We start from the raw sequence: 25931 nt of genomic DNA, 5'->3' as shown, positions 1-25931 counted from the left end.
TGTGCCGCCGGCGCATGAATCGCAGGCGTTCGCAGCAGCTAGAATCTGGACAGAGATCAATTCTGGAGAACCCGATGAAACGCCTGATCACAGCCGGCATATTGCTGGCGGCTGCAGTGGCCGCCCTTCCCGCCATGGCGAACGCCGACCTGGCGAAAGCAAAGAACTGCATGGCCTGCCATGCCGTGGCAAGCAAGCTGGTTGGGCCTTCCTATAAGGACGTGGCCGCCAAGTACGCCGGCCAGAAGGATGCCGAAGCCAGGCTCGTCACGAAGGTGATCAAGGGCGGCTCGGGCGTCTGGGGGCCGCTGGCAATGCCGCCCAGCCCCCAGGTCAGCGAGGCCGATGCACACACGATCGTGAAATGGATCCTCGAGCAGAAATGATGTCTCCTGCTGAATTCGACCGGGCTTCGGCCCGGTTTTTTTTGGCGCTGTCACCCGAACCTGTGGAAGTTTCGCCAGGTCATCAAGAAAGAGCGACATTGCCGCGCAGCGCGGCGATCAGGCAGTCTGCCGGAGCCAGCCAACGGCACCCGTCGAGGCCATGGCGCCAGCCCAGGTAGTTCGGCAGGTATTTGCTCGCCACGCCATTGAAGCGCGACAGCCAGCCATGAAAACGGCTGTGATAGCCATTCACATGTTGCAGGTGGATGGCGCCGCGGGTGCGCACGCCTGCCCTCAGATTGACAGCTTCATGCAGGATGCCGGCACGGCGCGCGAATGTGGTGTAAGCGGCAGCGCTGTCCGACACCAGCAAGACATCAGCGGCCAGTATTGGGGTCAGGTGGTGCGCCAGCTGCCGCGCCGTGACCGGGCCGCGGCCGCAGACGAAATCCCGGGTTTTGCCATCACGGTCGCGTGCCACGAGAATGCAGTCGAGTTCCTTGGAGATGCCGCGCCGCCTGGCCTTGCCGCCACGCCGGCGCGCGGGCCGGTCCAGGTGCCGGCTGCCTTTTTGCGATTCGAGCAGATAGGTCTCGTCCGCCTCGACAATGCCTTGCAGCCGGGGTGGCCGGTCGTGCCGTGCGCTGCCCATGAAACGATGACGCCAGCGAAAGCTGGTGTTGCGGTGAATGCCCGTGGTATCGGCAGCGCCCCGGACCGTGCGCGAATCCAGCACCGCCTGCAGGAACAGCAGCCATTTGCCGCGCAGGCGCAGGAAAGCGAAGGGTGTGCCGGTCAACGCATTAAAGGTACGGTGGCACGTCACGCAGCGGTAGCGTTGCAGGCCGCCAGTGCTGCCGTGCCTATGGATACGGGTCGCCGCGCAATGCGGACAACGATCGCAGGGCCGGCCGAACTTCTCGATCAGTTCAAGACAGGTCGCCAGTGAGGACGCCGACTCGAGCAGGGCACGCAGTGTTGTCAGTTGGGCGCCGGAGAACCCGTCGAGTTGCCCGCGCAATCGTTCGAGCAAGCTGTTGAACACGCCGCCATGCATCGCCGCCTCCATCGTCAATAGGATATGAGACAGCGATGGCAGCGAATGGTTCAGTTCACCCCACGTGCTCGGGTGTCAGCGCCTTTTTTTTTGCCTGCCGCCGGCGCGTGCATTCGTGCCGCAATGGCACATCTGAATCAACCCTCGCCGGTCTTGTTGCTGATGTTGATGACTTGTAACGTTCGTCATGATCAGGGCGGTCTGCCCGGGCTTCGCCGAAGCCGATGTTCGGACCGTACGCGCAGTCGTTACAGCGAAGGGGAATTTTGTGATTACGCTAGAAGTCAATGGCCGCAAGATGGCGGTCGACACGGAGGGCGATACACCGCTCCTGTGGGTTCTCCGGGACGAGCTGGGCCTGACGGGCACCAAGTACGGCTGCGGCCTGGCGCTATGCGGCGCCTGCACTGTCCATCTGGATGGGGTGGCGACCCGCTGCTGTGTCCTGCCCGTGGAAGCCGCAGTCGGCAAGAAAATCACCACGATCGAAGGCCTGGCCGTGCAGGAAAAACCGCATGCCCTCCAGGCGCTGTGGATCAAGCACCAGGTGCCCCAATGCGGCTACTGCCAATCCGGGATGCTGATGGCCGCAGCCTCGCTGCTGGCCGGGAATCCCAAGCCGACCGGCCAGCAGATCGATGCGGCGATGACGAACATCTGCCGCTGCGGTACTTACCCGCGGGTCAAGGCTGCGCTGCAGGAAGCCCGCACGATCGACATCAGGAAGGTGCCAACATGACCGCCCGGGATTTCAGCAGGCGCTCGTTCATCAAGGCCGCGGCCATGCTCAGCGCCGGCGCCTATGTGCTGGCTTTCGCCGACGGCACCGCCGCCGCAGGACAAGACAAGTCCGTTCTGACGCTGAACTACCTCAGGATCGCACCTGACGGCACGGTCACCGTCATTTCGCCGGTGGCTGAAATCGGCCAGGGCACGTCGACCGCACTGCCGATGGTGGTTGCCGATGCACTCGATGCGGACTGGCAGCTTGTGCGATTCGAGCTTGCGGCCGTGGCGCCCCAGTTCAACAGCCCGATCCTGCGCACCCAGCTGACCGGTGCCAGCACCGGCGTATCGGGTTTCCATGACCTGTACCGCGATGCCGGCGCGACGGCGCGAACCATGCTGATTGCCGCCGCTGCACGGCAGTGGAAGGTGCCGGCGGACGAGTGCGTCACCGAGACCGGCAAGGTCCTGCACCCAAAAAGCGGCAGGTCGCTTGGCTACGGTGAACTCGCTTCCCGCGCGGCGGCAGAACCGGTACCGACCGACATCAGCAAGGTCGCGCGCAAAGGCAAGGTGCTGGTCAAGACACCGGTGCAACGCCTCGATATCCCGGCCAAGGTGAACGGTACCGCGCAGTTCGCGATCGATATCCGCTTGCCGGACATGCTCTACGCCACCGTCGTGGCCTGCCCCGTATTCGGCGGGACACTGGTGCGCGACGCGCGCGCCGACGTGCTGAAGCAAAAGGGGATCAAGGGTGTCTACGATCTGCCCGATGCGGTGGCGATCGTTGCGGACCGCTGGTGGACGGCGCATCGTGCCCGCGACATGCTGGCAGCGGAATGGCGTGCCGGCAAACACGCGCAAGTGAACGACAAATCGATCAGCGCCCAGTTCTGGCGCGACCTGGACGGCAGCGACGGTGTACTCGTGAAAGCGGTCGGCACGCCGGCGGAAACCATCAAGACAGCCAGGGAAAAAATCTCCGCCCGTTATGAAGTACCCTTCCTCGCCCACGCGACGATGGAGCCGATGTCCTGCGTTGCGCGGGTACACGGGAACTCCTGCGAGGTATGGGTCGGCTCGCAGCGGCCGGACAAGGCGCGCGACGTTGCCGCATCGCTGCTCGGGCTTGCTCCTGGGGCGGTGACCATCCATCCGGTCCTGGGCGGCGGCGGCTTCGGGCGGCGCCAGGAAGCCGATTTCGTCGCACAGGCTGTCCTGTTGGCGAAAGAGTTTCCCGGCCGCCCTGTAAAGCTGGTCTGGAGCCGCGAAGAAGATACCCAGCACGATTTCTATCGACCCGCCGGGGTGTCGGAAATGTCCGCCGGAGTGAATGGCAAGGAGGTCGTCGCTTTCCGGCACAAGCAGGCGACGCCGACCATCCTGCCGCGCACGTTCCCCGATTTCATGGGCGAGTTCGACTCTGTGGTCACCGACAATATTTTTTCGCTGTATGGCTTTCCGCACCAGGATGGACGCTGGGTGCGCAGCGAAACGCCCGTTCCGACCGGGATGTGGCGGTCGGTCGGCGCCTCCCAGACCGTCTTCGCGATCGAAAGCTTTATCGACGAGCTGGCAGCGAAAACGGGAGCCGACCCCTATCGGTTCCGCCGCCGGCTGCTGGCGTCGGATCCCCGTGCACTGGCCGTGCTGGACCGGCTTGCGGCGATCAGCGGGTGGGGCAAGCCGCTGCCCGGCAAGCGCGCCATCGGGCTGGCCATCAGCCACAAGCATCTCGACTGCCTGGTCGGCCAGAGCGCGGAAGTTTCCATCGAGGATGGGCAGGTCGTCGTCCATCGCATCTGCACCGTTGCCGACCCGGGCAAGTTGATCAATCCCGATACGGCAAGGGCGCAAATGGAAGGTGCCGCCATCTGGGGCCTGTCGGCCGCGCTGTTCGGGAAAATCTCGATCGCCGAGGGCCGGGTCCAGGAAAGCAATTTCCACGACTACCGCGTTGTCCGGCTGGCCGAAAGCCCGGCGTTCACCACCGAGATCATCGAGAGCGGTGCGCCGTTCGAAGGGATGGGCGAAGGCGGTGCTCCGGGCATCGCGCCGGCTGTCTGCAACGCCATCTTCCGGCTCACCGGCAAGCGGATCCGCACGCTGCCGATCGCCGATCAACTCGCATCCCGGAAAGACACGGCATGAAACCGGAAGGCGGATTCCCCCTCGCCACGGCCAGGGCACTGCTTGGCGAAGGGCCGCCGTTGGTGGACGGCAGTTCAGTGCAGCCGTGATGACGCACGCTGGTCGCGCATGAGTGGTTCCCGGGCCTGGGCATTCATCGTCGCCGCGCTGGCAATATGCTCGTCGGCCGCCGCCACGCCCGCCCCTGTCGCCGGCAAGGCACATGCCTATACCTCGTCCGCCAACGACTTGCTGCACACCAGCTGGACGGCGCGCGAGGGTGCGCCCACCGGCATCAGCCAGATCGCGCAAACGCCGGATGGCTGGCTATGGATCGGCAGCTCATCCGGTTTGTACAAGTTCGACGGCGTTCGCTTCCTGCGCGCGGCCGGCCACGAAGCCCCGCTCTCTTCCGGCATTTCCGGCATTGGCGTACTGCGGGACGGTACGCTATGGGTCGGCTACAAGTATGGCGGCGTCAGCCTGCTGCGACAGGGCCGGATGCAGCACTTCCGGCTGGACAGTCCCGACACGCCGGCCAGCACGATCTTCGGCGCGACGCTGGATGCTTCCGGCCGCTTGTGGCTTGCCACGGGGGGCGGCCTGCACTACCTGGGTCGCGACGGCCGGTGGCATCGACCAGCCCCCGGACTCCGGGCTCCGGAAGGGCGGATTCATGCGATCCTGCTCGACCGCCGTGGCGTGCTGTGGCTCCGCACGCTGACAGGTGTCTATGCGCTGCAAAACGGCGCGATGGCCTTCGATCTGCGAATGAAAGCGCAAAGCGCCGGCAACCTGGCGGAGCACCCCGACGGCAGCATCTGGACGACAGACGATGAACGGCCCGGGATTCATATGGTATCGGGGCCGGATCGCGGCCCGGCGCTGGCATGGCCCGCCCCCAGGGTTTTCCACGAGCTGATCTTCGATCATGCGGGCTTCGGCTGGGCCACCAGCGAAGAAGGGATCGACCGGCTTGCCAGTAGCGCCGATACGCTGTCCCATGTGCCGGCCTGGCAATTCCGCACGGACCAGGGCCTGAGCGGCAGGACCCCGGCGGTATTGTTCGAGGATCGTGAACACAACGTCTGGCTCGCCACCGAGAATGGGCTGGACAGATTCAGGTTGCCGCGCCTGAAGGCAATAGCGCTCCCGAGCTACAAGCACTACGGCGCGCGTCCGATCGCGGCAGGTCCCGGCAGCAGTGCCTGGATCGACTACTCATATCTCGAGAGCTCCGGCAGCGCAGCGCGTCCTTTCACAGCCAGGCCTGCGTTTGCCGACACGATCACGGCATTGCATCGCGCCCCCGACGGGACCGTCTGGGCAGGCGGTAACGGCGGCCAGCTCTGGACCGCCGGCGCGACCGGTCTCCGGCCCATACCACCGCTGCCAGGCATCAAGGCCACCTGCGTGTATGCGCTCTCGCAGGACAAGGCCGGCAGCTTGTGGGTCAGCATGGGACGGGCCGGACTCTATACCTGGCGCGCCGGCCAATGGTCGCCGGGCGGCGGCGTTCCCGAGCTTGCGTCATTCGCGGCATCGGCCATCGCGACGGACTCGCAAGGCCGCGTCTGGTTCGGTTCCGTCAACAACCGGCTCGCGGTCCTGCGGGACGGCCAGCTCAGGCAGTACAGCCAGGCGGACGGCCTGGACATCGGGACCGTCATGCATATCCTGCCGATGCAGGACGGGGCGTGGGTGGGTGGCGAAAACGGGCTGTCCTACTTCGACGGCAAGCGGTTCCTTGCCCTGAAAGGATGGGCTGGCGAGCCTTTTGCCGGCATCACCGGCCTGGTGTTCTCGCGCGACGGGACACTATGGATCAACGGTGGCGATGGCATCTCCAGCATCGCACCGGCGGAACTCGTGCATGCGCTGCGCGATCCTGCCTACAAGGTGCATTTCCACCGCCTGGACCATCGGGACGGCGTGGTCGGCTCGACAAGTCCGATCCTCCCGGTACCGTCTGCCGCCCGCAGCGAGGACGGTACGTTGTGGTTCTCGACCACCGGTGGCGTGTACGCGTTCGATCCTGGGAAACTGATGCGCAATCCACTGGTTCCGCCGGTGGTCATCACTGGCTTCAAGTCGGGCGCGGACAATCATGCCCTGGTCAATGGCATCCGGTTGCCGGCCGGGACCGACATGCTTTCACTGGACTTCTCGGCACTGTCCTATCAGGAGCCGGAACGGATGCGCTTCCAGTACCGGCTCGAAGGCGTCGATGCAGGCTGGCGCGAGAGCGATGGCAGGCGCTCGGCTTACTACACGAACCTGGGCCCCGGCGCTTATCGCTTCCGCGTCGTCGCTTCGAATAATGATGGCATATGGAACAGGGAGGGAACCTCGCTGTCGTTCCACATCGAGCCGCGGTTGATCCAGACAATGTGGTTCCGGGCCTGTTGCGTCGCGGCCCTCCTGGGTGGCCTCCTGGGCATCTACCACTGGCGCAGCCGCCGCCAGGCGGAGCGTTATCGCGAAAGGATGCAGGAAAGGCTGGCGGAACGGGAACGTATAGCGCGCACACTGCACGATACGCTGCTGCAGAGTATGCAGGGACTGATCCTCCGCTTCCAGGGTGTGGCAAAACGGCTGCCGGCCGACAGCGAAACACGCCGTCTCATCACACCGATTCTCGAGCAGGCCGGGAAGGTCATGGCGCACGGCCGGGACGAGCTGCTCGACCTGCGCAGTCCCCTGGCACAGCAGGACGATCTCGTGCAAAGCCTCGACGAATTCGGTCGATCGCTGGCGGAAGATCTCGGCCCCGGATTCAAGCTCACCGTTACCGGTGCCGCAAAGCCCATCAATGCAACGGCCCGCCATGAAATCCATGGCATCGGACGCGAGGCGCTGTTCAACGCCTATCGGCATGCGCAGGCCGGCCATGTCGACATCGACATCGTCCACGGACCTCGACATTTCTGCATGGTCGTCAGGGACAATGGCATCGGCATTCCCGAAGACGTCCTGCGCAACTCGGGCAGGAAGGGGCACTGGGGCCTGGCGGGCATGCAGGAACGTGCAGCGGCCATGGGCGGAACCATCGAGCTGCAGCGGCGGCACCCGGCAGGTACCCAGGTCTCCGTGCGGCTGCCGGCTCGCCGCGTGTACGCCCAGCCCGATGAATTACGCCTGTGGCCCCGGCTGCGCGCGCTATTCCAGCCTTGCCGCTACCAACGTACGCATAGCGCCATACGCGCCCGGGTTTGGCGCCGTCCGGCGGATACGCGGGACGACGACCCGCCGGCACGCGCACCTTAGAACGGCATCAGCCACCAGCGCCGGCGCCGGCGCCGGCCACCCTCGGCATAAGCCAGGCCGGCCTTGATCTCGATCCGCCACAGCGTCCCGCTGCCCGGAGCGGTGTGCAGCGATGCTTCGGCATGAATCATCCTGGCACGCTCCTCGATGCCACACAGGCCCCAGTGGTCCGGCTTGTCCCTCGCACCGGCATCGATGCCACGGCCGTTGTCGCGCACGCTCAGCACGAGGCTGCGCGCACCGTACTCGATCAGCACTTCATGCCGGCTCGCTCCGGCGTGCCGGAAAGCATTGCGCAAGGCTTCGCGACCGATCGCCGACAGCTCCTGTTCGACGACAGGCTGCAGCGGGCACGCCAGTCCCTTCACCTGCAACGCGAAGTGCTGCTCCGGCGCCGCTTCGCGCTCGCCCACCTCGCGCAGGTAGTCGGGCAGGCTGGGCTGGCCTGCCCCGACCGCACGCAGGGCCGCTACCTTGCCGCGTCCCTCGACGATGGCCGCATCGGCTTCGCGCACGCCCCTTTTCAGGCGCTCGTGTAGCGGCGACTCCGGACCGAGACCGCGCAGGGCCGCGTTCATGAACAGTACAGCGCTCTGGAAACTTTGCAGGAGACTGTCGTGCAGTTCCCGGGCGATGCGTGCCCGCTCTTCCAGCTGGACCTGGTAATGCCGGTTGAGGCTGCGGGTCAGGTAGCGCAGCCGCAGGCGATGTCCCAGCCACAGCAACAACAGCGCAGCGAGTCCGCAAGTCAGCTTGAAATAGATGGTTTGCACCAGGGTCGGCGCCACTTCGAACGCAAGCGTCCGTTCACCCTGGCTCCAGACGCCGTCCTCGTTCATGGCGCGTACCCGGAAAACGTAGGCACCCGGGGGCAGTCCGGTGTAGGTGGCGCTGCGCTCCGGGCCCGTCTGCCACGCATCGTCGACGCCGTCGAGCCGATAGCTGAACACCACACGCTCGGGCTTGCGCAGTACCGGCGCCGTGAAGTCGAAGCGCAGGCGGGTGGTGCCGGGACGGATCCTTGGCGCAAGCAGCGGATAGGCGGCGCCATCGCCCCTCAACCCCAACAGCGCTACGTGTGGCGCGATCAGGTTGCGGTCTCGCGTTGACGGGTCGATTTCCACGATACCGCCACTGGCGGCCACCCACAGGTGCTTGCCCACCATCGTCATCGACGGCTGGTGGGCCGCCGAGCCCGGGTAGCCGTCGAGCGCGTCCAGCAAGGTGAAGCGCAGCAGCGCCCCGCTCTCGACCGACCGGCGCCAGTCGGCCGGCGCGACCCGCAGCAGGCCGACGCTGCCATTCAGCCAGCGCGTGCCATCGGCCGTGGCCATCACGCCGGTGACATTGCGCAGCACTTCCGGACGCGATGCCTGCAGCCGGCGGAAGCGCCGTCCGTCCCAGGCTGACACGCCGGCTTCGCCACAAACCACCATCGCCGGCAGTGCCGCCAGGCAGGTTGCCTGGCCGATTCCGCCCAGTGCTGCCTGGTCGAATTCCCTGGTGCGGCGTCCGCGTTCGTACAGCAGCAAGCGGCCGTCGACCAGTCCGCGCCACATCTGGCCGTGCGCTCCCGCGGCGCTGAAGGTGAATTCGTCAGGTTTCGGATACTCCAGGGTGTCCCAGTTGTGCCCGTCCCAGATGCGCACGGGCGTATTCCTGCCGCCGAGCCACAGACGGTCGCCATCGGTACGCAGCCACGCGCCGGGCGGCAGCGTGGGCAAGGCGATCTGGTCTTCGACACCGGCGCGGCGGCGGCGGATGCCATCTTCTTTCAGCAGTACCACGGAGCCGTCGGCGCTGCGGGCGGCGCCGCGATAATTGCCGGGCAATTCCGTCAGGCGACGGCTGGCCGGATCATAGTGCCAGCCGCGCTTGTTCCGCGGTGCCACGACCCAGACACTGCCGTCGGTGTCGGGGGCGAGATGGTAGTTGCCATTGGTCGGCGGCAGCGCTACCGGCGTCAGCGCATTCTTGCGAAAGCGCTCCAGGCCATTCGCGGAGCTGATCCAGATGTTGCCCTCGCGATCTTCCAGGATGAGGTTGGGAGCGACCGAGTTGAGTTGCCACGGCTGGTCGAGGCGGCTGGTCGTGACGGCTGCCACATCGATCCGTTCGGCGCGGCCGGCTCCGGCCCCGGCGGCCAGGCAGACCCCGACCGGGCAGCGCAGCGACCATAAATGGCCGTCCCGGTCGAACAAGCCGTAGTAGCTCGCGTCGCGTGAGTTGGCATCCGCCGGCCGCCCGTTCGCCGGTGGCGCCGCCGGTACAGGGATGAAGCGGCCGTCTTCGGCACTCCACAGCCTGCCGTCGGGCGACATCGCCAATGCCAGGAACCGCTCGGTTGGCTCGCCAGGGTTCGGTGGGGGCAGGTCGACCGGGACGAAGCGGCGTGCCTCGCGGTCGTAGCGGAACAGCCGGGTGAGCGTGGCGGCCCACAATCGGCCATTGCCGTCCAGTGTCACGAGGGGTGTGAACTCGTCGGGGTAGCCATGTGCAGCACCGATCCGGGACCAGCGTCCCTGCTCCAGGCGCATCAGCCCCCTCACCGTGCCGACCCAGAGCGCGCCGTCGATGTCGCGCACCAGCGCGTTGCTGCCGGCGACCGGGCTGTTCCTGGTCGCCGGCGCCAGGTGTTCCAGCCGCCCGTCGGCATGCAGCACGCTCAGGCCATGATCCTCATAGCCGATATACAGGTCGCCATTCGGCTCGGCCGTCAGCAAATCCAGCCGGTTGCTCAGCAGGCGTTCGCCATTGGTCGTGGCCAGCGGATGGAAGCGCACGCCGTCGAAGCGATACAGGCCATTCGGCGTGCCTATCCAGAGCCAGCCATCGGGCGTCTGCGCCATCACCTCGATGGGTCCCGGCACGCCTTCCTTGGCGGTCCAGACAGTGTGGTTATAGTGTTCCAGGGCGGGGCCCACCGCCAGGGCGCCCTGGCTGAAGATCAGCCCGGCCAGCGCGGCGCCCAGGCAACGCACGAGCCGGTTCGGCCATGAACCGGTGGCAAGCAGCTGTTGAATGCACATTCGTGCTTGTCTCATCCCATGGGTAAAGAAGTCGATCGGACTGCGCCAGGCTCCGTTGACCAGGGCTGCCGTACGATAGCAGTCCGGTCGCGTTAACGGAAGATCGAGACCGGGAAGATCGAGACCCGGAAGATCGAGACCCGGAAGATCGAGACCCGGAAGATCGAGACCCGGAAGATCGAGACCGGCATCACCGAGCCGTAGCCGATCGCAGGCACTGCCAGGGAATTGTCAACAATCAGGCGCAGCGATTCGACAGCTGGATTGTCATGCCGTAGCCGAGGTCACCTGGCGGGGCTCGTGGCCGCGTGCGGAGAGCCGGCTGTGGACTCGGTTGCGGGCCGCGAAGCCCGGCCTTCCGGACAGGATCGATCGAACGCAACGCCTGTTGCAGCCCTGCCGCGTGGCGTAGTCTAAACGACGCCGGCAGGTTTGATGGCTCATCATTAAGTTGATTCAGTTATGCCGGCATGGAACAAATCAACGGTGCAAGGAGCGGTCGACCGTGGCCGGATCTGCCAGGTGCCGCCCGACGGGGCGGCCTCGGCTATTGTCCAACAAGGCGTGCCGCTTCACCGCCGCCTGCGACCGAAGCGCTGCGTTCGGTGCTGGCGACAGGGTCCCAGCCGCCGCCCAAAGCGCGGATCAGCGCGACGGTGGTGACGGCCCGGTCGCCGCGCAGCTGCACGGCGGTGCGTTCGACGGTGGCCAGGTTGCGCTGCGCGTCCAGCAGTTCCAGGTAGCTGGAGCGGCCGGCGTCATACAGCCTCTGCGCCAGGTCGGCCGACCGGCGGGCGGAGACCACCGCGTCGTCGATCTGCGCGGCCTGGCCGGACAGGATGCGCAAGCCGGCCAGGTTGTCCTCGACTTCGGCGAATGCGCTCAGGACGGCTTGCCGGTACGTGCCCACCGATTCTTCCAGCACCGCTTCGCTGCGCGTGATGTTGGCGCGGTTGCGGCCGCCGTCGATGACGGGCATCGACAGCAGCGCGCCCAGCAGCCAGGAGCGGCTGCTCCAGCGGAACACGTCGGAGAACGCCGGTCCCACGCCGCCACCGTCGGCGCTGATCGTCAGCGCTGGGAACATCGCCGAACGGGCCACGCCGATGCGGGCGTTCGACGCCTCCATCGCGCGCTGGGCGGCAGCGATGTCGGGCCGGCGCTCCAGCAGCGACGACGGCAGGCCGGCCGGGATCACGGGCAGTGCATCATCCTCGGCCAGCGGGTTCTCGTTGGCGCCGAAGGATGCTGCCGGTTTTCCCAGCAGCACCGCCAGCGCGTGCTCGGCATTCGTGCGCTGCCGCTGCAGGCCGATCGCCTCGGCGCGCGCCGTCGCCAGTTCCGTCTTCGCGCGCGACAGGTCGAACTCGCCGATGTCTCCCAGGTCGAAGCGCCGCTGGTTGACCTTGACGTTTTCCTCGCGCAGGCGGACCGTCTGCGCCACGGTCGCCAGTTCGGCGTCCGTGGCCCGCAGGCGGAACCAGGTCTGGGCCACGTCGGCCTGCAGCGACAGCAGCACGGAGCGGTAATTCGCTTCCACCGTCGCCGCGTCGTTGCGTGCCGCCGCCACGTTCGACGACACGCGGCCGAACAGGTCCACTTCATAACTGGCCGTCAGCCGGGCGTTGTAGCTAGTGCCCGGCGCCATCCGCGTGCCTTGCGGCAGGCCCGCTTCCTGCGGGGACTGCTGCGAGCGGCCGGCACCGACGCCGACGCCGACCTGCGGAATGCGGTCCGCTTCGGCGATGCCGGCGATGGCGCGTGCCTGTTTCACGCGCGCGGCGGCGACGGTGAGGTTGGCGTTGCTGCGGATCGCCTCGGCCATCAGTTCGTCCAGGGCCGGGTCGTTGAACGCCAGCCACCATTCGCCGCGCGGCTGCTGTTCGGCCGGCTGCCCTTCCTTCCAGCGCGTGCCGTCGGCGGCCACCTTCACGTCGCCAGCGGTCTCCTTGAAGGCCGCCGGCACCTCGACCGCGGGTTGCCTGAATTCAGGCGCGGCGCAGGCGGTCAGTACCAGCGCGGCAATCAGCGAAAGAGCGGGGGTGCGCCCCCTGGCAATGAGCTTGTTCATCCGTGGGTTCCTTCCATTTTGACGAGCGACACTTCCGGCGCAAGTACCTTTTTCTCGAACCGTTTCGCGAAGGTGCGCAGCAAGACGTAGAACACCGGCGTCAGGAACAGGCCGAACAGCGTAACGCCGAGCATCCCCGCGAACACGGCAACCCCCATCGCGTGACGCATCTCGGCACCAGCCCCACTGGAAAACACCAGCGGCAGCACGCCCATGATGAAGGCGATCGACGTCATCAGGATGGGCCGCAGGCGCAGGCGGCACGCTTCCAGTGCGGCATCGACGATCGACCGGCCCTGCTCCTCCAGTTCGCGGGCGAACTCCACGATCAGGATGGCGTTCTTCGACGCCAGCCCGACCAGCACGAACAGGGCGATCTGCGTAAAGACATTGTTGTCGCCGCCGGTCAGCTTCACGCCGATCAGTGCGCACAGGATCGACATCGGCACGATCAGGATCACGGCCAGCGGCAGCGTCCAGCTCTCGTACTGCGCAGCGAGGACCAGGAACACCAGCAGCACGCACAGCGGGAAGACATAAATCATCGTATTACCGGCCAGGATGTCCTGGTACGTCAGGTCCGTCCACTCGTAGGTAATCCCTTGCGGCAGCGTGTCGCGGAGGATCCCCTCCATGATTTCCTGCGCCTGCCCGGACGATATGCCAGGTGCGGCACCGCCGTTCAAGTCCGCAGCGACGTAGTTGTTGTAGCGCTGCACGCGATCCGGACCATAGGTGTCCTTCACGCGCATCAGCGACGACAGGGGAATCATCTCGCCCTTGTCGTTGCGGACCTTCAGTTGCGTCATCTGTTCCACGTGCGAGCGGAACTGCGCGTCCGCCTGTACACGCACCTGGTAGGTGCGGCCGAACTGGTTGAAGTCGTTCACATACAGCGATCCGAGGTTGATCTGCAAGGTCTGGTAGATCGTTTGCAGCGGCACGCCGAGCTGCTTCGCCTTCACCCTGTCGACATCCGCGTAGAGCTGCGGCACGTTGATCTGGTAGCCGGAGAACACCCCCTGCAGCCGCGGTTCCTGCCAGGCTTTCTGCTGCACCGCCTGGACAGCCTTGAACAACTCGTCATACCCGAGGTTGCCACGGTCTTCGATCATCAGCTTGAAACCGCCGGTGGTACCGAGCCCGTTCACCGGTGGTGGCGGCAACACCATCACGAATGCGCCCTGGACAGCTCCCATCCGCTTGTTGATCTCCGCGGCGATCGCCTGGGCGGAGAGAGCCTTGCCCTTGCGCTCGTCGAACGGCTTCAGGCCGAGGAACACGATCCCCGCATTGGGCGCGTTGGTGAAGCCATTGATGGACAGCCCCGGGAAGGCGATCGAATCCTGCACGCCGGGGATATCCTTGGCGATATCGGACATCTGCCGGATGACCTGGTCCGTCCGGTCCAGCGAGGCGGCATCCGGCAGTTGCGCGAAGCCGATCAGGTATTGCTTGTCCTGGCCGGGTACGAAACCCGGCGGCACCGCCTTGAACATGAAGAGACCGGCGGCGCCCAGCAGCGCATAGACCACCAGCGAGATCCCTTTGTGGCGCAACACCCCGCGCACGCCTCCCTCGTATTTTTGTGCGGAGCGGTTGAAGAACTTGTTGAACATCCGGAAGAAGCCGCCCAGCACCTTGTCCATGCCCCGTGTCAGCCCATCCTTCGGTTCGCCGTGCCCCTTCAGCAATGCGGCCGACAGGGCCGGCGCCAGCGTCAGCGACGAGAAGGCCGAAATCACCGTGGAGATGGCGATGGTCAATGCGAACTGGCGGTAGAACTGTCCAGTCAGGCCGGATACGAAAGCGATGGGGACGAATACCGCGCACAGCACCAGTGCAATGGCGATGATCGGCCCGGACACTTCCTTCATGGCCTGGATCGTCGCGTCATGGGGCGTCATGCCCTGCTCGATGTAGCGCTCGACGTTTTCCACCACCACGATGGCATCGTCGACCACGATGCCGATCGCCAGCACCAGTCCGAACAGCGACAGCGTATTGATGGAAAAGCCGAACATCAGCATGACGGCAAACGTACCGACGATGGAAACGGGCACCGCCAGCAGCGGAATGATCGAGGCGCGCCAGGTCTGCAGGAACACGATGACGACGATGGCGACCAGGATCACGGCTTCGCCCAGCGTATGGACGACCGAACTGATCGACTCGCGCACGAACTGTGTCGGGTCATAGACGATGTCGTACTCGACGCCCTGCGGGAAGTTCTTCGACAGCGTCGTCATGGTTGCGCGGACATCCGACGAGAGCTGCAGCGCGTTCGCGTTCGGCGCTTCGAAGATGGGGATCGCGACCGCCGATTTATTGTTCAGCAGCGAGCGCAATGCGTACGAGTTGGAGCCCATCTCGAGCCGCGCGACATCCTTCAGCAGCGTGGTCGCGCCGTCCGGGTTGGTCTTGACGACGATATTGCCGAACTCCTCGACGGTCGACAGGCGCCCCTGTGTATTGACGGTGAGCTGGAAGTCCGCATCCTTCGACGGGCCCTGGCCGATCACCCCGGCCGCGACCTGCACGTTCTGCTCGCGGATCGCATCGACCACGTCGCCTGCCGTCAGCCCGCGCGTGGCGACCTTTTGCGGGTCGAGCCACACGCGCATCGCATAGTCGCCGGAACCGAACAGCTGCACCTCGCCCATGCCGTGCAGCCGCGCGAGCTGATCCTTGATGTTCAGCACGGCGTAATTGCGCAGGTACAGATCGTCATAGCGGCCGTCCGGCGACTTCAGGTGCACCACCATCGTCAGGTTCGGCGAGCTCTTGACCGTCGTCACGCCGATCTGGCGCACTTCCTCGGGCAGGCGCGGCAAGGCGCGCTGGACGCGGTTCTGTACCGCCGTCTCGGCCTGGTCGACATTGGTGCCGATGGCAAACGTCACGGTCAGCTGCAGTGCGCCGTCGCTGGTGTTCTGCGACGACATGTACAGCATGTTCTCGACGCCGTTGATCTGCTCCTCGAGCGGCGCCGCCACGGTCTCGGCGATGATTTTCGGGTTCGCACCCGGATACTGGGCACGGACGACGACCGAAGGCGGCACGACATCGGGGTATTCCGAGATGGGCAAAGCGAAGATCGCGATCAGGCCTGCGACGAACACCATGATCGACAGGACCGCCGCAAAGATCGGCTTGTCGACAAAGAAGCGCGAGATATTCATCGTTATTCCTCGTTTCCGTTTGCGGAGGCCAGCGGCATATCCCGGCTCGCGCCGGCTAGTTTCGCGGCGCGGGCTGCGGCTTCGTCCATGGGCACGAGCTGCGCCGAAACAGCAGCGCCAGGAGTTACCCGCTGGAGGCCGTCGACGATAATTTTCTCGCCGGGCTTCAGGCCGCTGCGCACCACGCGCATGCCGTCTGCCAGAGGGCCCAGCGTGACCTGGCGAACGGCAGTCTTGTTGTCCGGGCCGACGACGACGACGAACTTGCGGCTCTGGTCCGTACCGACGGCCTTGTCCCTGATGAGGATCGCGTTCTGCGCGACACCGCTGCCGACCTGGATGCGGGCAAACAGCCCAGGAGCCAGCACCCGGTCCGCGTTGTTCAGCGTTGCACGCATGCGCACGCTGCCGGTCTGCGTGTCGAGCTGGTTGTCGACGAATTCGAGTACGCCTTCGTGCGGGTAGCCGTCCTCGTTGTTCAGTCCTACCTTGACGACCGTCGGCTGTCCCCGTTGCGCACGCGAGCCGACGCGCAGGTAGGTCTGTTCATCGCCGTCGAAACTGGCATACATGCGGTCGAGGGACACGACCGACGTCAGCACCGCAGTGGCATCGACCAGGTTGCCCAGCGTGATTTCCGCTTTCGAAATGCGCCCGTCGATCGGTGCGGTCACCCGCGTGTAGGACAGGTTCAGCCTGGCAGCGTCGAGCTGCGCCTGCGCCGCGCGGGCGTTCGCTTCGAGCTCCTTTTGACCGGCGGCCCGTTCGTCGAACTCGCGCTGCGCGATCGCCTTGTCCGCCAGCAGCCGCTCCGCGCGTTGCAGCTCGATGCGGGCCAGGTCGGCGCGCGCACGGGCGGAGTTCGCCGCGGCCTGCGCACGGTCGGCTTCCGCCTGGTAAGGGCGCGGATCGATCACGAACAGCAGGGTGCCCTTCTTCACTTCCGCGCCCGGCGTGAAGTTGACCGCGGTAATGTAGCCGCTGACGCGCGGCCGGATCTGCACCACCTCGATCGCCTCCAGGCGTCCCGAGAACTCCTGGGTTTCCGCGACCGGCCGCTCGACGACAACGGCCGCCGACACGGGCGGACCTGCACTCGCGGCAGGCGGCTCGGTCTTGCTGTTCGCGTCCGTGCATCCTGAAACGGCTGCCGCGCACATGCCGGCCGCTGCCAGCGCACCCAGCATCTTTTTCAGGCCCGGCCTGCCCCGTTGTTGGCTATTCATGATTTGACCTCTTGGTGACATTACGTAACGTAGAACTCGTCCACCGGCGGCGAACTCGCGCAATCGCATGAAGTCCCGCCGGCAGGCCGGGCTGCAGCCTGCCTGCACTGGGGACTTTGCGGGAGTGTAGGGGTAGGCCAGCGGGCCAGAATCACACGATAGTAGTGTTAAGGTCCCTACCCGGAAGGGGTGCTTCACCGAACAGCGCCCTCGCGACGGCTGTCTGCCCGACCGGCATCAAGGCCGCCCGTTATGTGAAGCGACGCTATCCGGCGGCCTCCACGGCCGCCGGGTCTCAGCGTGCGGCAGGGGGATAGGTAACGTAGCCTTCCTTGCCCTGGGTGAACCAGGTCTCCCTGTCGTCCTTGGCCAGCGCAATACCTTCCGCGAAGCGGCGCGGCAGGTCGGGGTTGGCGATGAAGGGCCGGCCGAACGTGATCGCATCCGCACCGCCGGCTTGCAGCACCGTTTCCGCCCGATGAAACGGATAATCCGAGTTCAGGATCAGCGTTCCCTGGAAGGCTTGCCGGATCAGCGGTGCAACGGGCGCTCCCTCGGCTTTGCCGAAGTCGCCATCCGTCGGTGGTTCACGCAATTCCAGGTGCGCGATACCGATGTCCGACAGCGCTGCCGCCGCAGCAGGGAACAGCAGCCCTGGCGCACTGTCGATCACGCCCTGGTCATGCGTGTTCGGCGACAGCCGCACGCCTGTCTTGCCCCGCCCCGCCACGTCCACGACGGCGGCAGTCACTTCGCGCAGCAGGCGGATGCGGTTCTCGATCGAACCGCCGTAGTCGTCGTCGCGGAAGTTGCTGTTATCGCGCAGGAACTGGTCGATCAGGTAGCCGTTGGCGGCATGGATCTGCACGCCGTCGAACCCCGCTGCCAGCGCGCTGCGCGTGGCGTGGCGGAAGTCTTCCAGCAAGCGGGGGATTTCCGCGACCTGCAATGGCCGGGCGGCTTCATAGTCAAGCCGGCCCTGGTACGTATGGGCGAGTCCCGGCGCGGCCGTCGCGGACGCGGACACCGGCTGGGCACCGCCCAGGAAAGAGGGATGCACCACCCGGCCCATGTGCCACAGCTGGGCGATGATCTGGCCACCAGCCGCGTGTACGGCCTCGGTGACCCGGCGCCAGCCAGCCGCCTGTTCCACCGACCAGATACCGGTGGCGTAGGGCCAGCCCAGGCCTTCCTGCGAAATGCCGATGGCTTCGCTGAAGATGACGCCGGCGCCCGCCCTGGCCGCGTAGTAGCGGGCCATCATGTCGGTAGGAACGTGTTCGCGCGTCCCGCGTGCCCGCGTCATCGGTGCCATGAAGATGCGGTTCGGCAGCAGCAACGAACCCATGCGGATCGGATCGAACAGCGATGGGATAACTGGAGGGTTCATGCTGGAAACCTGTTCAAGAACGGTCGACATGATGTTCTCCTTAGATGAGGCTGACGCCGCCGTCGATATGCAGCGTGGTGCCGTTCATCCAGCCATTCGCCATCAGGAACACCGTCGCGGCACCGGCTTCCTCTGCCGTGCCGAGGCGCTTCAGCGGCGTGGAGGCGCGCATTGCGGGAAGCACCGTATCGCGCGCATCGCCCAGTACTTTATGCAGCAGCGGTGTTTCGACGTGGCCCGGCGACAGCGTATTGACGCGGATCGGCGCGAGTTCCAGCGCCAGTCCGCGCGCAAGCGCTTCCATGGCAGCCGACGCCGCAGCCAGCACGGCGGTACCCTGCGCATTCGGACGGTCGGCCAGGACGCCCGAGATGAAGGTGATCGAGCCATCGCTGGACATGCGCCCGTTCAGCGCGCGAATCGCATGCACCGACGCCCAGACACGCTCTTCGAAGGCGCGGCGCATGTAATCGACATCGCCGTCCAGTACCTTCGCCGCCACGAAGGTGCCAGCCAGGAGCACCAGGTGATCGACCTTTGGAATCTCCTTCAATGCTTCGTGTACGGCGTCACTTTGCGTGACGTCGGCGGTTCGCCATTCGAAGCCATGCGCTTGCGCAGCCTGCTGGGCGCGGGTGCGATCGTTACCGATGACAATGACTTTCGCGCCGGCCGCCTTGGCCTGGACGGCAGCGGCCAGGCCGATGCCGGACGTACCGCCGAAGACGACGACAACCTTGCCGGTCAGGGAACCTGCCTGCAGGTTGGAGAAGGACGTTTGCGCAGCAACTGGGGTGTTCATAATCTGTTCCTTTGGTTGGTAGCACCGCAGCGGTGCCGATGAAGCGATCTTCCGCTCATGCGAATACGTTGACAATCCGTGTGGAAATTGATTTAATAATTCCATGACGGCACAAATCGGATTGGAAAGCCTTACGGGGCTCATTGCATTCGCCCGCACAGCATCGCTGGGCAGCTATACGGCAGCAGCCAGATCGCTGGGCGTTTCGCCGTCCGCCGTCAGCAAAAGCGTGCAGCGGCTCGAGGAGCATTTGAAGGTCAGGCTCTTCACGCGCACGACCCGGTCGTTGGCGCTGACGCCCGAGGGCCGTGATTTGCAGGAACGGACCACCCGCCTCCTGCAGGAGGTGGAACAGATCGAGCAGGCCGCGGCGACAGCCCGTGCCGAACCTGCCGGGTTGATGCGTGTGACCGCGCCGCTGCCGATCGGTACGCACATACTGGCACCAGCATTACCGCGGTTTCGCGAGCGCTACCCGAAGGTCACCATCGACCTGCGCATGGGCGATCGCTACACCGACCTGATCGAGGAAGGTATCGACGTTGCGCTGAGAGTGGGAGAACTCGGCGATTCCCGCCTGGTCTCCAGGCCGCTGACGCCGCATCGCCTGTGTGCTTTCGCTGCGCCGGGCTACCTGGCACGGCGCGGCACGCCGAAAGTGATCGAAGACCTGCTCACGCACGAATGTGTCAACTTCCGTTATCAAAGTACCGGACAGACGTTGCGCTGGCCCTTCCACATCGGTGGGCGGATTGTCGAGATGACGCCCGAATCCGGCATCATCATCGACGCGACCGATGGCGTCCTGGCTGCGCTGGCCGCAGGGGGCGGTATCGGCATCGCACCGACCTACGCGGCGGCGCATTACGTCGAACGCCAGCTCCTCGTTCCGATCCTGCCCGAACTGGCCGTGGAGCGTTTCGTCGTCACCGCCATGTGGCCGGAAAGCCGCCGGGGCAGCCCGAATGTCAAGGCCTTCGTCGAGTTCCTGCTGGAGATCTTCCCGTCTCCGGCGCCATGGGATCTCATCGTCTCGCAGGCCCAGCGCAGCCAGGCCGGCCAAAATTAACGGGCGCACGCAGCTTCCCTGGCGGGCCCCTGCCGCGCCCGGTCGCACAGCTCCCTGAGTTCCGTGCTCGGTGCGATCTCGCAAGCCAGCCGCAATTCATTCCCGGAAATACCGTTCAACAGCGCCGAAAGGTACTCGGGTTCGCCGTCCCCCCTGACTGATTCGAAAACCTGCCCGATCAGCATGGATGCCGCGGACCGCTCTCCCTGGAAATGCAGCAGGCATCCCATCGCAAACATGTCGGCCAGCATTTGCGAGCGGTTGGGATGACGATCCCGCAGCATGCGCTGCAGGTCGCGTGCCGAACAGGTGCGCTCTTCAAAAAGGAAATTCATCATTTCGCTGGATATGCTTCGAGCGTCTGGCCAGCCGTTCGATCCGGCAGGGTCCCTGTCCCCCGCGCCTTGGCTGGCCTCGACGCTGCCTTCGATAGTGAAAATACTCATCCGTTTACCCCTTTGATAACTCGATCCAGAGCTTCAATCGTATCTTCGAGTCAATAATTTCGAATCACTATCAGCAGCAGGTTCAAAATACCCAAATAGAGGCATGCAAAGTGGGAGCGCTATCTATTGCACCGTATAATGGTTCAGATCGAACTTTCTATTTATTCCGACAGGCGAGATGTCAACAAACTTAATTTCGGTCCTGGTTGTCGACGACCACCCGTTGTTCAGGCAGGGACTCACGTCTATCCTCGAGGGCGAAGAAGGCATCAGCATCGTGGCTGAAGCCAACACCGGGAGAGAGGCATTGGCCCGTTGCCACCTGCTGAAGCCCGATGTCGTCATCATGGACATCCAGATGCCGGAGATGAACGGCATCGAAGCGACTGCCCTGATCCGGCGTGACTGCCCCGCTACCCGCGTCATCGTGCTGACCACGTTCGAAGGCGATGTTCATGCCATGCGCGCGATCAAGGCAGGCGCTGCCGGCTACATGCTGAAGAGTAAAGTCAGCGAAGACCTTGCCAATGCCATTCGCACAGTCCATGGCGGAGGGCGCTGTATCGCTCCCCTGGTCGCGGTTGCGATGGCCGATCATATGCACGCCGATGCGCTGTCACAACGCGAAGTTCAAGTGCTCGAACTGGCGGCATTTGGCAAGACAAACAAGCTGATCGGGATTCAACTGGGCATTTCCGAGTCGACCGTCAAGGTCCATATGAAGAGCATCCTTGCAAAGATGGATGCAAATGACAGGACCCATGCGGTAATGCTTGCAGTCGAGCGCGGGATAATCGACTTGCGCCAGCGCAGCAGGTGACTTTCGCAGCATCGTTCAGGCATGCCGGCCTGGACAGGCTATTTATCGACAGCGCAGTGGATATTCTCCGCCCCAAGGTGGAATGGGGATTATCTCCTTTGGCAGAGCCCGGAATGGACAGCCGCATTCATTCCGCCAGGGCATAACTAAAAGGAACGCCAGGCGCATTGTTTCGATCATCGGGACGCAGTAAGTTGGAAATAGCAGGCACATCAGACCGCTCTGCCATTCATTCCTACTTCTATCGTCCACCAAGGAACGTCATGATCGAACTACATCACAAACGCGCAACCGTGAATGGCATTTCACTGCACTATGTCACGGCCGGTAAAGGCCCGGCGATATTATGCATGCATGGGTGGCCGCAGAATCACCGCGAGTTCCTGCCGGTAATGGAAGGCCTGCTCGATCGATATAGCTTCATCGCCCCGGACCTGCGCGGGTTCGCCGACAGCGACAAGCCGTACGACGGGTACGAACCCCGCACCATCGCCCGGGACATGCTCGACCTGCTGGCCGTCGAGGGCGTCGACCGTTTCCACATCCTCAGCCATGATCTCGGCGGCCCGCCCTCCGTCGCACTGGCCTACCTGGCGCAGGGCCGGGCGCTGTCGCTTGCCACGATCGAGACACCGTTTTTCGGCCTCGACTACCCGGGCTATGTCGATCCACGGGTCGCCTACTGGCACCTGGGCATGCACATGAACATGGATGTCACCCGCTTCCTGGTCGAAGGAAAGGAAGAGCAGTACCTGCGGCACTTCTTCCGCGACTTCGCCTACAACCCGGCCGCGATTCCCGAGGAGGACGTGCAGGGATATGCCATGCAGATGCGCCAGCCCGGCAACCTGCGCGCCAGCCTGAATCATTACGGCTACATACCGCAGATGGCGGAGCAGACCGCCGAACTGGCCAGGCAGAAGCTGAAGGTGCCGATGCTGGCGTGGGCCGGCCGTGCCTCGTTCGGCGATCATTGCTACCTGAGCGCGAAAGCCATCGCCGAGTCGGCGGAAGGCGGCGTCATCGACGAGTGCGGCCACTGGGTGTTCGAGGAAAAGACCGACTTCATCCGCGAGCAATTGACGGCGTTCTGGGCCAGGCACGGAGCGGTGCAGTGATGCCGCCTGGCCGATCCGGACCGACGCCGCCCATGGCAGCGTTCCGTCGCGCGGATCACGTCGGGATCACGGTTCCGTCGCTCACGGAAGCATTGCACTTCTGGGTGGACGTACTGGGTTTTCGTTTCGTCGCGCAGACGCATTACGAGACCTCGGATTTCCTCGAGCAGGTCGTTGGCGTTGACGGCGCCGACCTGACCCTGGCGATGGTCGAGGGGCCGGACGGCTCCCTGATCGAGCTTCTGGAGTATCACGCGCCGTCCGGCCGCCAGGTGCTGAAGCCGCGCTCCTGCGATGTCGGCTCGGTGCACCTGGCATACATGGTGGACAATCTCGACAGCGTGCTCGCGAAGGTGGAGGCAGCCGGCTGGTTGCGGCTTGGCGAACCACAGACGGTTCGGGGCGGTTCGCGGGATGGCCTGCGGATCGTGTATGTCCGTGGCCAGGACGGGGTCACCCTTGAATTCCTGCAAGCGCCTGCCCTGGCCGACGGCCATGCCGCGGCGTGGGCCAACTCGCTGGGTGCATGACGACCAGATAGCAAAGCGCCATCGCGGCGCTTCGCCGTTGCACATGCCGTTGCTCAGTTCACCAGGACCGCCGTGGCTTCATCCGGGCCCTTGTCTCCCTCCATGACCAGGATGCGTGCCGTGGCGGGAGCGGCCTGTGCCGCCTCGACCTGGGCAAATGTCCGCAACGGTCCGATCATCGTGCCGTTCGCCGCACCTTTTGCATCCGTACGCAGGGCACCGGCCTGTGTCGTGCCCAGATACACGCTGTACCGGGTATCCGGTTTCAGTTTGAACAGCGACACCTCCAGTGCGTCGAGCACACCAAGCTGGCGCGCCACGACCAGCCCGCGCCCCTGCCCCTTCGGCGCCTTCAGGCTCAGTGGCGTGGAATCCTGGTTGACCCGTTTCGCCAGGTTGTCGGCACTGCCCGGCAGGGCGACGTCCGACAGGTAGACCAGGGCTTGCGGCGCCTGCCCTCCGCCCATGCGGGCAATCACGCGATTCGACGCCGTGTCGATCACTTCGACGCCATCGCCGTTTTCCAGTCCCACGTACAGCCGGGTGCCGTCGTCGGATGCCCAGATCCCGTGCGGCAAAGCGCCCGTCGGAATCGTGGCCACCAGCGTGGCGGCCGGTCCTGTCGAGTACACCTTGACGGCATTCTCTCCACCGACGGTGACGTACGCCAGGGGCTTGCCATTCACCTGGGCGAACGCCAGGTGGTTCGTGATGAAGCCGGTGTCGATGACACCGGTCACCGCCAGCGTGCGCGTATCGATACGGGTGACCTTGCCGACATCCTTGTGCGTCATCCAGACTTCCTTGAAATCCGGCGTGAACTGCAGGAACGGAGAAAATGGACTGGCCACCGGGATGGACTTGACGACCTTGTGCGCCTTGACGTCGATCACGTCCACCTGGGGCGTGAAACTGGACACCGCAAAAGCGAGCTTCCCGTCCGGCATGAATTGCACCATGCCCGGCCCGACCGACGTCGGAATGCGGCGTGTCTCCCGGAAGGTGGCAGGATCGATGACGGAAATGTAATCCTCGCCACGGACCACGACCCACACTTCCTTGCCGTCGGCGGTAAAGAATCCTTCGTGAGGCGATCGTCCGACATAGGTTTTACCTTTCACCTTGTTGGTCGCGGTATCGATGAACGTGACCGAATTCGAGCCGTTCGAGATGACCGCCAGCGTCTTGTGGTCCGGGGAAAAGCCCATGCCGTGCACATTGATTTCGCCGCGATACAGCGGCGACAGCACATCCGGGCGCGGATTGCCGAGAACAATCTGGCCGAGCAGCTGGTTGGTCGACGGATCGAACACCGACACCGTATTGCTGTTCTGGTCCGCGGTATAGACCCTGTCGGTCGCAGACGGAAGCGCCAGTGCAAGCTGGTTCGCGCCAAGAAGGCCTGCCAGGATAAGCGAGCGCGGGATCTTCATCGTTTTTCCTTGTCGTCGGGGTGACGCGCCAGCCAGGCCCGCATCACATTGATTTCGTTCTGCTGCTCGGCGACGATACCGAGCGCGAGATTGCGCAGTGCCGGGTCGCGCGTCTTGAGCAGCACCGCCTTGGCCATGTCGATCGCTCCCTGGTGATGGGGCAGCATCATGGTGACGAAGTCGTGTTCCGGCTGGCCATTCATCGGCGCCGCCTGCATGTCGCGTTCCATGATCGCCATCGCCTCGTCCATCAAATGCGCAAACGGTCTGTCACTGCTGGCGATGAACGCAGCAGGCAAATCCTGCCGGTCGCCTTGGCTTCCGTGGCTGTGCTGATGCGCGTCGTGCGCGTAGGTGCTGCCGGCGAAACAGAGCGCGATCAGGGCCATCGCCCTGCCCCGCCTGTTCCTCGCGACCGGTACTCGACCGGCCGTCCTGGTTTTCGTCATTCGGGATCTCCTGATGGTTGGGTGAGCGGTCCACGACACGCGGCGTTGAAGCGTATGCAATGGACGACCGCCAGCCTCACGTGGTCGTTACGCCCGTTCGATCCCGCAGTACCGACGCAGCAGGTCTGCCTGGCATCGGATCCGGGCAACGGGTAACTGGGCAAGGTCTGTCTTGCGGGTCATTCGGCTGCTGGTGCTGAATGCCCCGGACCACGCCTGGCGCTCGGGAACGATTATGACCAGGCTGCTTCCAAATTCATGCTGCCTGAAAAGGAGGGTGGAAAGGTACCGGATATGAGATGGCGCGGATGGCGAATCTTCGTACTTGCGCTGGCCGTGCGGCTCGATTGCGGAGAATTGTTGACACTGGAAACGTTCGTGGTACGAAGTTCATGCATATCAAATATGTATCGCCTGTGAAATAAACGATTCACGAACAACAGTAAAGCAATCGGTCAAGCGTAAGATCGTTGTGCCGTCGATGTGCCAACGGTCAACAACCGAGTGCTATCGATGAGCAAGTACGAAGGCATCTGCAGACGCAAAGACACGATCAGGGCAGCCATCGTGCACGCGGCGGTCCACTGGATTTCGCCGGCGGCCGGCATCGAACGTGCCGATCTTTTGATGCTGCGGGAAGGAATCCCGGCCGATGTCCGCGAGCGCGTCTTGCTGGGGTCCCTCGAGAATCGGCGGCGGCGCCCTGCATGCCTTGCCATGCCAGAGCGGGAATCGACCGACCGGCAATCCGGCTAGTCATCGCGCGGCTACCGGGCAGAAACCGGTGCCGGCGACCT

At 64.6% G+C, this 25931-nt stretch carries 19 protein-coding genes; 9 read left to right on the top strand and 10 right to left on the bottom strand.

Translation table 11 applies throughout. The features are described from left to right. Nucleotides 1-74 precede the first annotated feature (74 nt). Entirely contained in the window at nt 75-386 is a 312-nt protein-coding gene (locus FHS02_RS06660; RefSeq protein ID WP_137314786.1) for a c-type cytochrome, read from the top strand. Between the two features lie 82 nt (nt 387-468). Here FHS02_RS06660 and FHS02_RS06655 read toward each other — a convergent pair whose 3' ends face one another. Further along, nucleotides 469-1443 carry an IS1595 family transposase gene (locus FHS02_RS06655; RefSeq protein WP_137314787.1) on the bottom strand — a complete coding sequence of 325 codons (975 nt, stop codon included), beginning with the start codon at nt 1441-1443 and terminating at the stop codon, nt 469-471. Nucleotides 1444-1714: 271 nt separating this feature from the next. Here FHS02_RS06655 and FHS02_RS31415 point away from each other — a divergent pair, with 271 nt between their 5' ends. From FHS02_RS31415 to FHS02_RS06645, 3 genes are all read left to right on the top strand, one after another. Continuing rightward, nucleotides 1715-2182, top strand: coding sequence for a (2Fe-2S)-binding protein (locus tag FHS02_RS31415; RefSeq protein WP_137317527.1), 468 nt, complete (start codon nt 1715-1717; stop codon nt 2180-2182). After that, complete coding sequence (locus FHS02_RS06650) at nt 2179-4323, top strand: xanthine dehydrogenase family protein molybdopterin-binding subunit (protein ID WP_308700780.1); 2145 nt, start codon at nt 2179-2181, stop codon at nt 4321-4323. The genes FHS02_RS31415 and FHS02_RS06650 overlap by 4 nt, the downstream gene beginning before the upstream one ends. Before the next feature lie 108 nt (nt 4324-4431). Next, nucleotides 4432-7569, top strand: coding sequence for a sensor histidine kinase (locus FHS02_RS06645; RefSeq protein ID WP_137314789.1), 3138 nt, complete (start codon nt 4432-4434; stop codon nt 7567-7569). Here the strand turns inward: FHS02_RS06645 and FHS02_RS06640 are convergent. From FHS02_RS06640 to FHS02_RS06615, 6 genes are all read right to left on the bottom strand, one after another. Then, nucleotides 7566-10598, bottom strand: a complete 3033-nt coding sequence (locus FHS02_RS06640; protein WP_175424842.1) for a sensor histidine kinase — start codon at nt 10596-10598, stop codon at nt 7566-7568. The genes FHS02_RS06645 and FHS02_RS06640 overlap by 4 nt on opposite strands. 547 nt (nt 10599-11145) lie before the next feature. Then, the gene (locus tag FHS02_RS06635) at nt 11146-12669 is read right to left on the bottom strand and encodes an efflux transporter outer membrane subunit (protein WP_137314791.1); all 1524 of its coding nucleotides are present in this window, start codon (nt 12667-12669) and stop codon (nt 11146-11148) included. Then, on the bottom strand, nt 12666-15851 hold the full coding sequence (locus FHS02_RS06630) for an efflux RND transporter permease subunit (RefSeq protein WP_137314792.1): 3186 nt from the start codon (nt 15849-15851) through the stop codon (nt 12666-12668). Before FHS02_RS06630 ends, FHS02_RS06635 begins: the two co-directional genes overlap by 4 nt. Before the next feature lie 2 nt (nt 15852-15853). Then, a complete protein-coding gene (locus FHS02_RS06625) occupies nt 15854-17077 on the bottom strand; it encodes an efflux RND transporter periplasmic adaptor subunit (protein ID WP_137314793.1) in 1224 nt (407 codons plus the stop codon). Nucleotides 17078-17372: 295 nt separating this feature from the next. After that, nucleotides 17373-18497 (bottom strand): alkene reductase, encoded by a 1125-nt coding sequence (locus FHS02_RS06620; protein ID WP_229422241.1) that lies wholly within the window; start codon nt 18495-18497, stop codon nt 17373-17375. 10 nt (nt 18498-18507) lie between these two features. Beyond that, a complete protein-coding gene (locus FHS02_RS06615; protein ID WP_137314794.1) occupies nt 18508-19269 on the bottom strand; it encodes an SDR family oxidoreductase in 762 nt (253 codons plus the stop codon). 103 nt (nt 19270-19372) lie between these two features. Here FHS02_RS06615 and FHS02_RS06610 point away from each other — a divergent pair, with 103 nt between their 5' ends. Then, nucleotides 19373-20338: a LysR family transcriptional regulator gene (locus FHS02_RS06610; RefSeq protein ID WP_137314795.1), complete on the top strand. Its 966-nt coding sequence runs from the start codon at nt 19373-19375 to the stop codon at nt 20336-20338. Here FHS02_RS06610 and FHS02_RS06605 read toward each other — a convergent pair. Beyond that, on the bottom strand, nt 20335-20784 hold the full coding sequence (locus tag FHS02_RS06605; protein WP_137314796.1) for a hypothetical protein: 450 nt from the start codon (nt 20782-20784) through the stop codon (nt 20335-20337). The two genes, FHS02_RS06610 and FHS02_RS06605, sit on opposite strands and share 4 nt — an antisense overlap. Before the next feature lie 178 nt (nt 20785-20962). On the opposite strand from FHS02_RS06605, the gene FHS02_RS06600 reads away from it, so the two are divergent. From FHS02_RS06600 to FHS02_RS06590, 3 genes are all read left to right on the top strand, one after another. Further along, a complete protein-coding gene (locus FHS02_RS06600) occupies nt 20963-21604 on the top strand; it encodes a response regulator transcription factor (protein ID WP_137314797.1) in 642 nt (213 codons plus the stop codon). Nucleotides 21605-21867: 263 nt separating this feature from the next. Further along, nucleotides 21868-22722, top strand: a complete 855-nt coding sequence (locus tag FHS02_RS06595; RefSeq protein WP_137314798.1) for an alpha/beta fold hydrolase — start codon at nt 21868-21870, stop codon at nt 22720-22722. Nucleotides 22723-22754: 32 nt separating this feature from the next. After that, complete coding sequence (locus FHS02_RS06590; RefSeq protein WP_175424844.1) at nt 22755-23252, top strand: VOC family protein; 498 nt, start codon at nt 22755-22757, stop codon at nt 23250-23252. A gap of 53 nt (nt 23253-23305) precedes the next feature. Here the strand turns inward: FHS02_RS06590 and FHS02_RS06585 are convergent, their stop codons facing one another. Both FHS02_RS06585 and FHS02_RS06580 read right to left on the bottom strand, forming a co-directional pair. Beyond that, nucleotides 23306-24685 (bottom strand): YVTN family beta-propeller repeat protein, encoded by a 1380-nt coding sequence (locus FHS02_RS06585; RefSeq protein WP_137314800.1) that lies wholly within the window; start codon nt 24683-24685, stop codon nt 23306-23308. Beyond that, entirely contained in the window at nt 24682-25134 is a 453-nt protein-coding gene (locus FHS02_RS06580) for a DUF305 domain-containing protein (RefSeq protein ID WP_229422242.1), read from the bottom strand. The genes FHS02_RS06585 and FHS02_RS06580 overlap by 4 nt, the downstream gene beginning before the upstream one ends. Nucleotides 25135-25647: 513 nt before the next feature. Between FHS02_RS06580 and FHS02_RS06575 the strand changes: the two genes are divergently transcribed. Further along, a complete protein-coding gene (locus FHS02_RS06575) occupies nt 25648-25890 on the top strand; it encodes a hypothetical protein (protein WP_137314801.1) in 243 nt (80 codons plus the stop codon). Nucleotides 25891-25931: the final 41 nt, after the last annotated feature.

The organism is Pseudoduganella umbonata, from assembly GCF_014192225.1.
Classification (GTDB): Bacteria; Pseudomonadota; Gammaproteobacteria; order Burkholderiales; family Burkholderiaceae_D; genus Rugamonas; species Rugamonas umbonata.
This window is presented reverse-complemented; position numbering and strand designations above follow the sequence as displayed.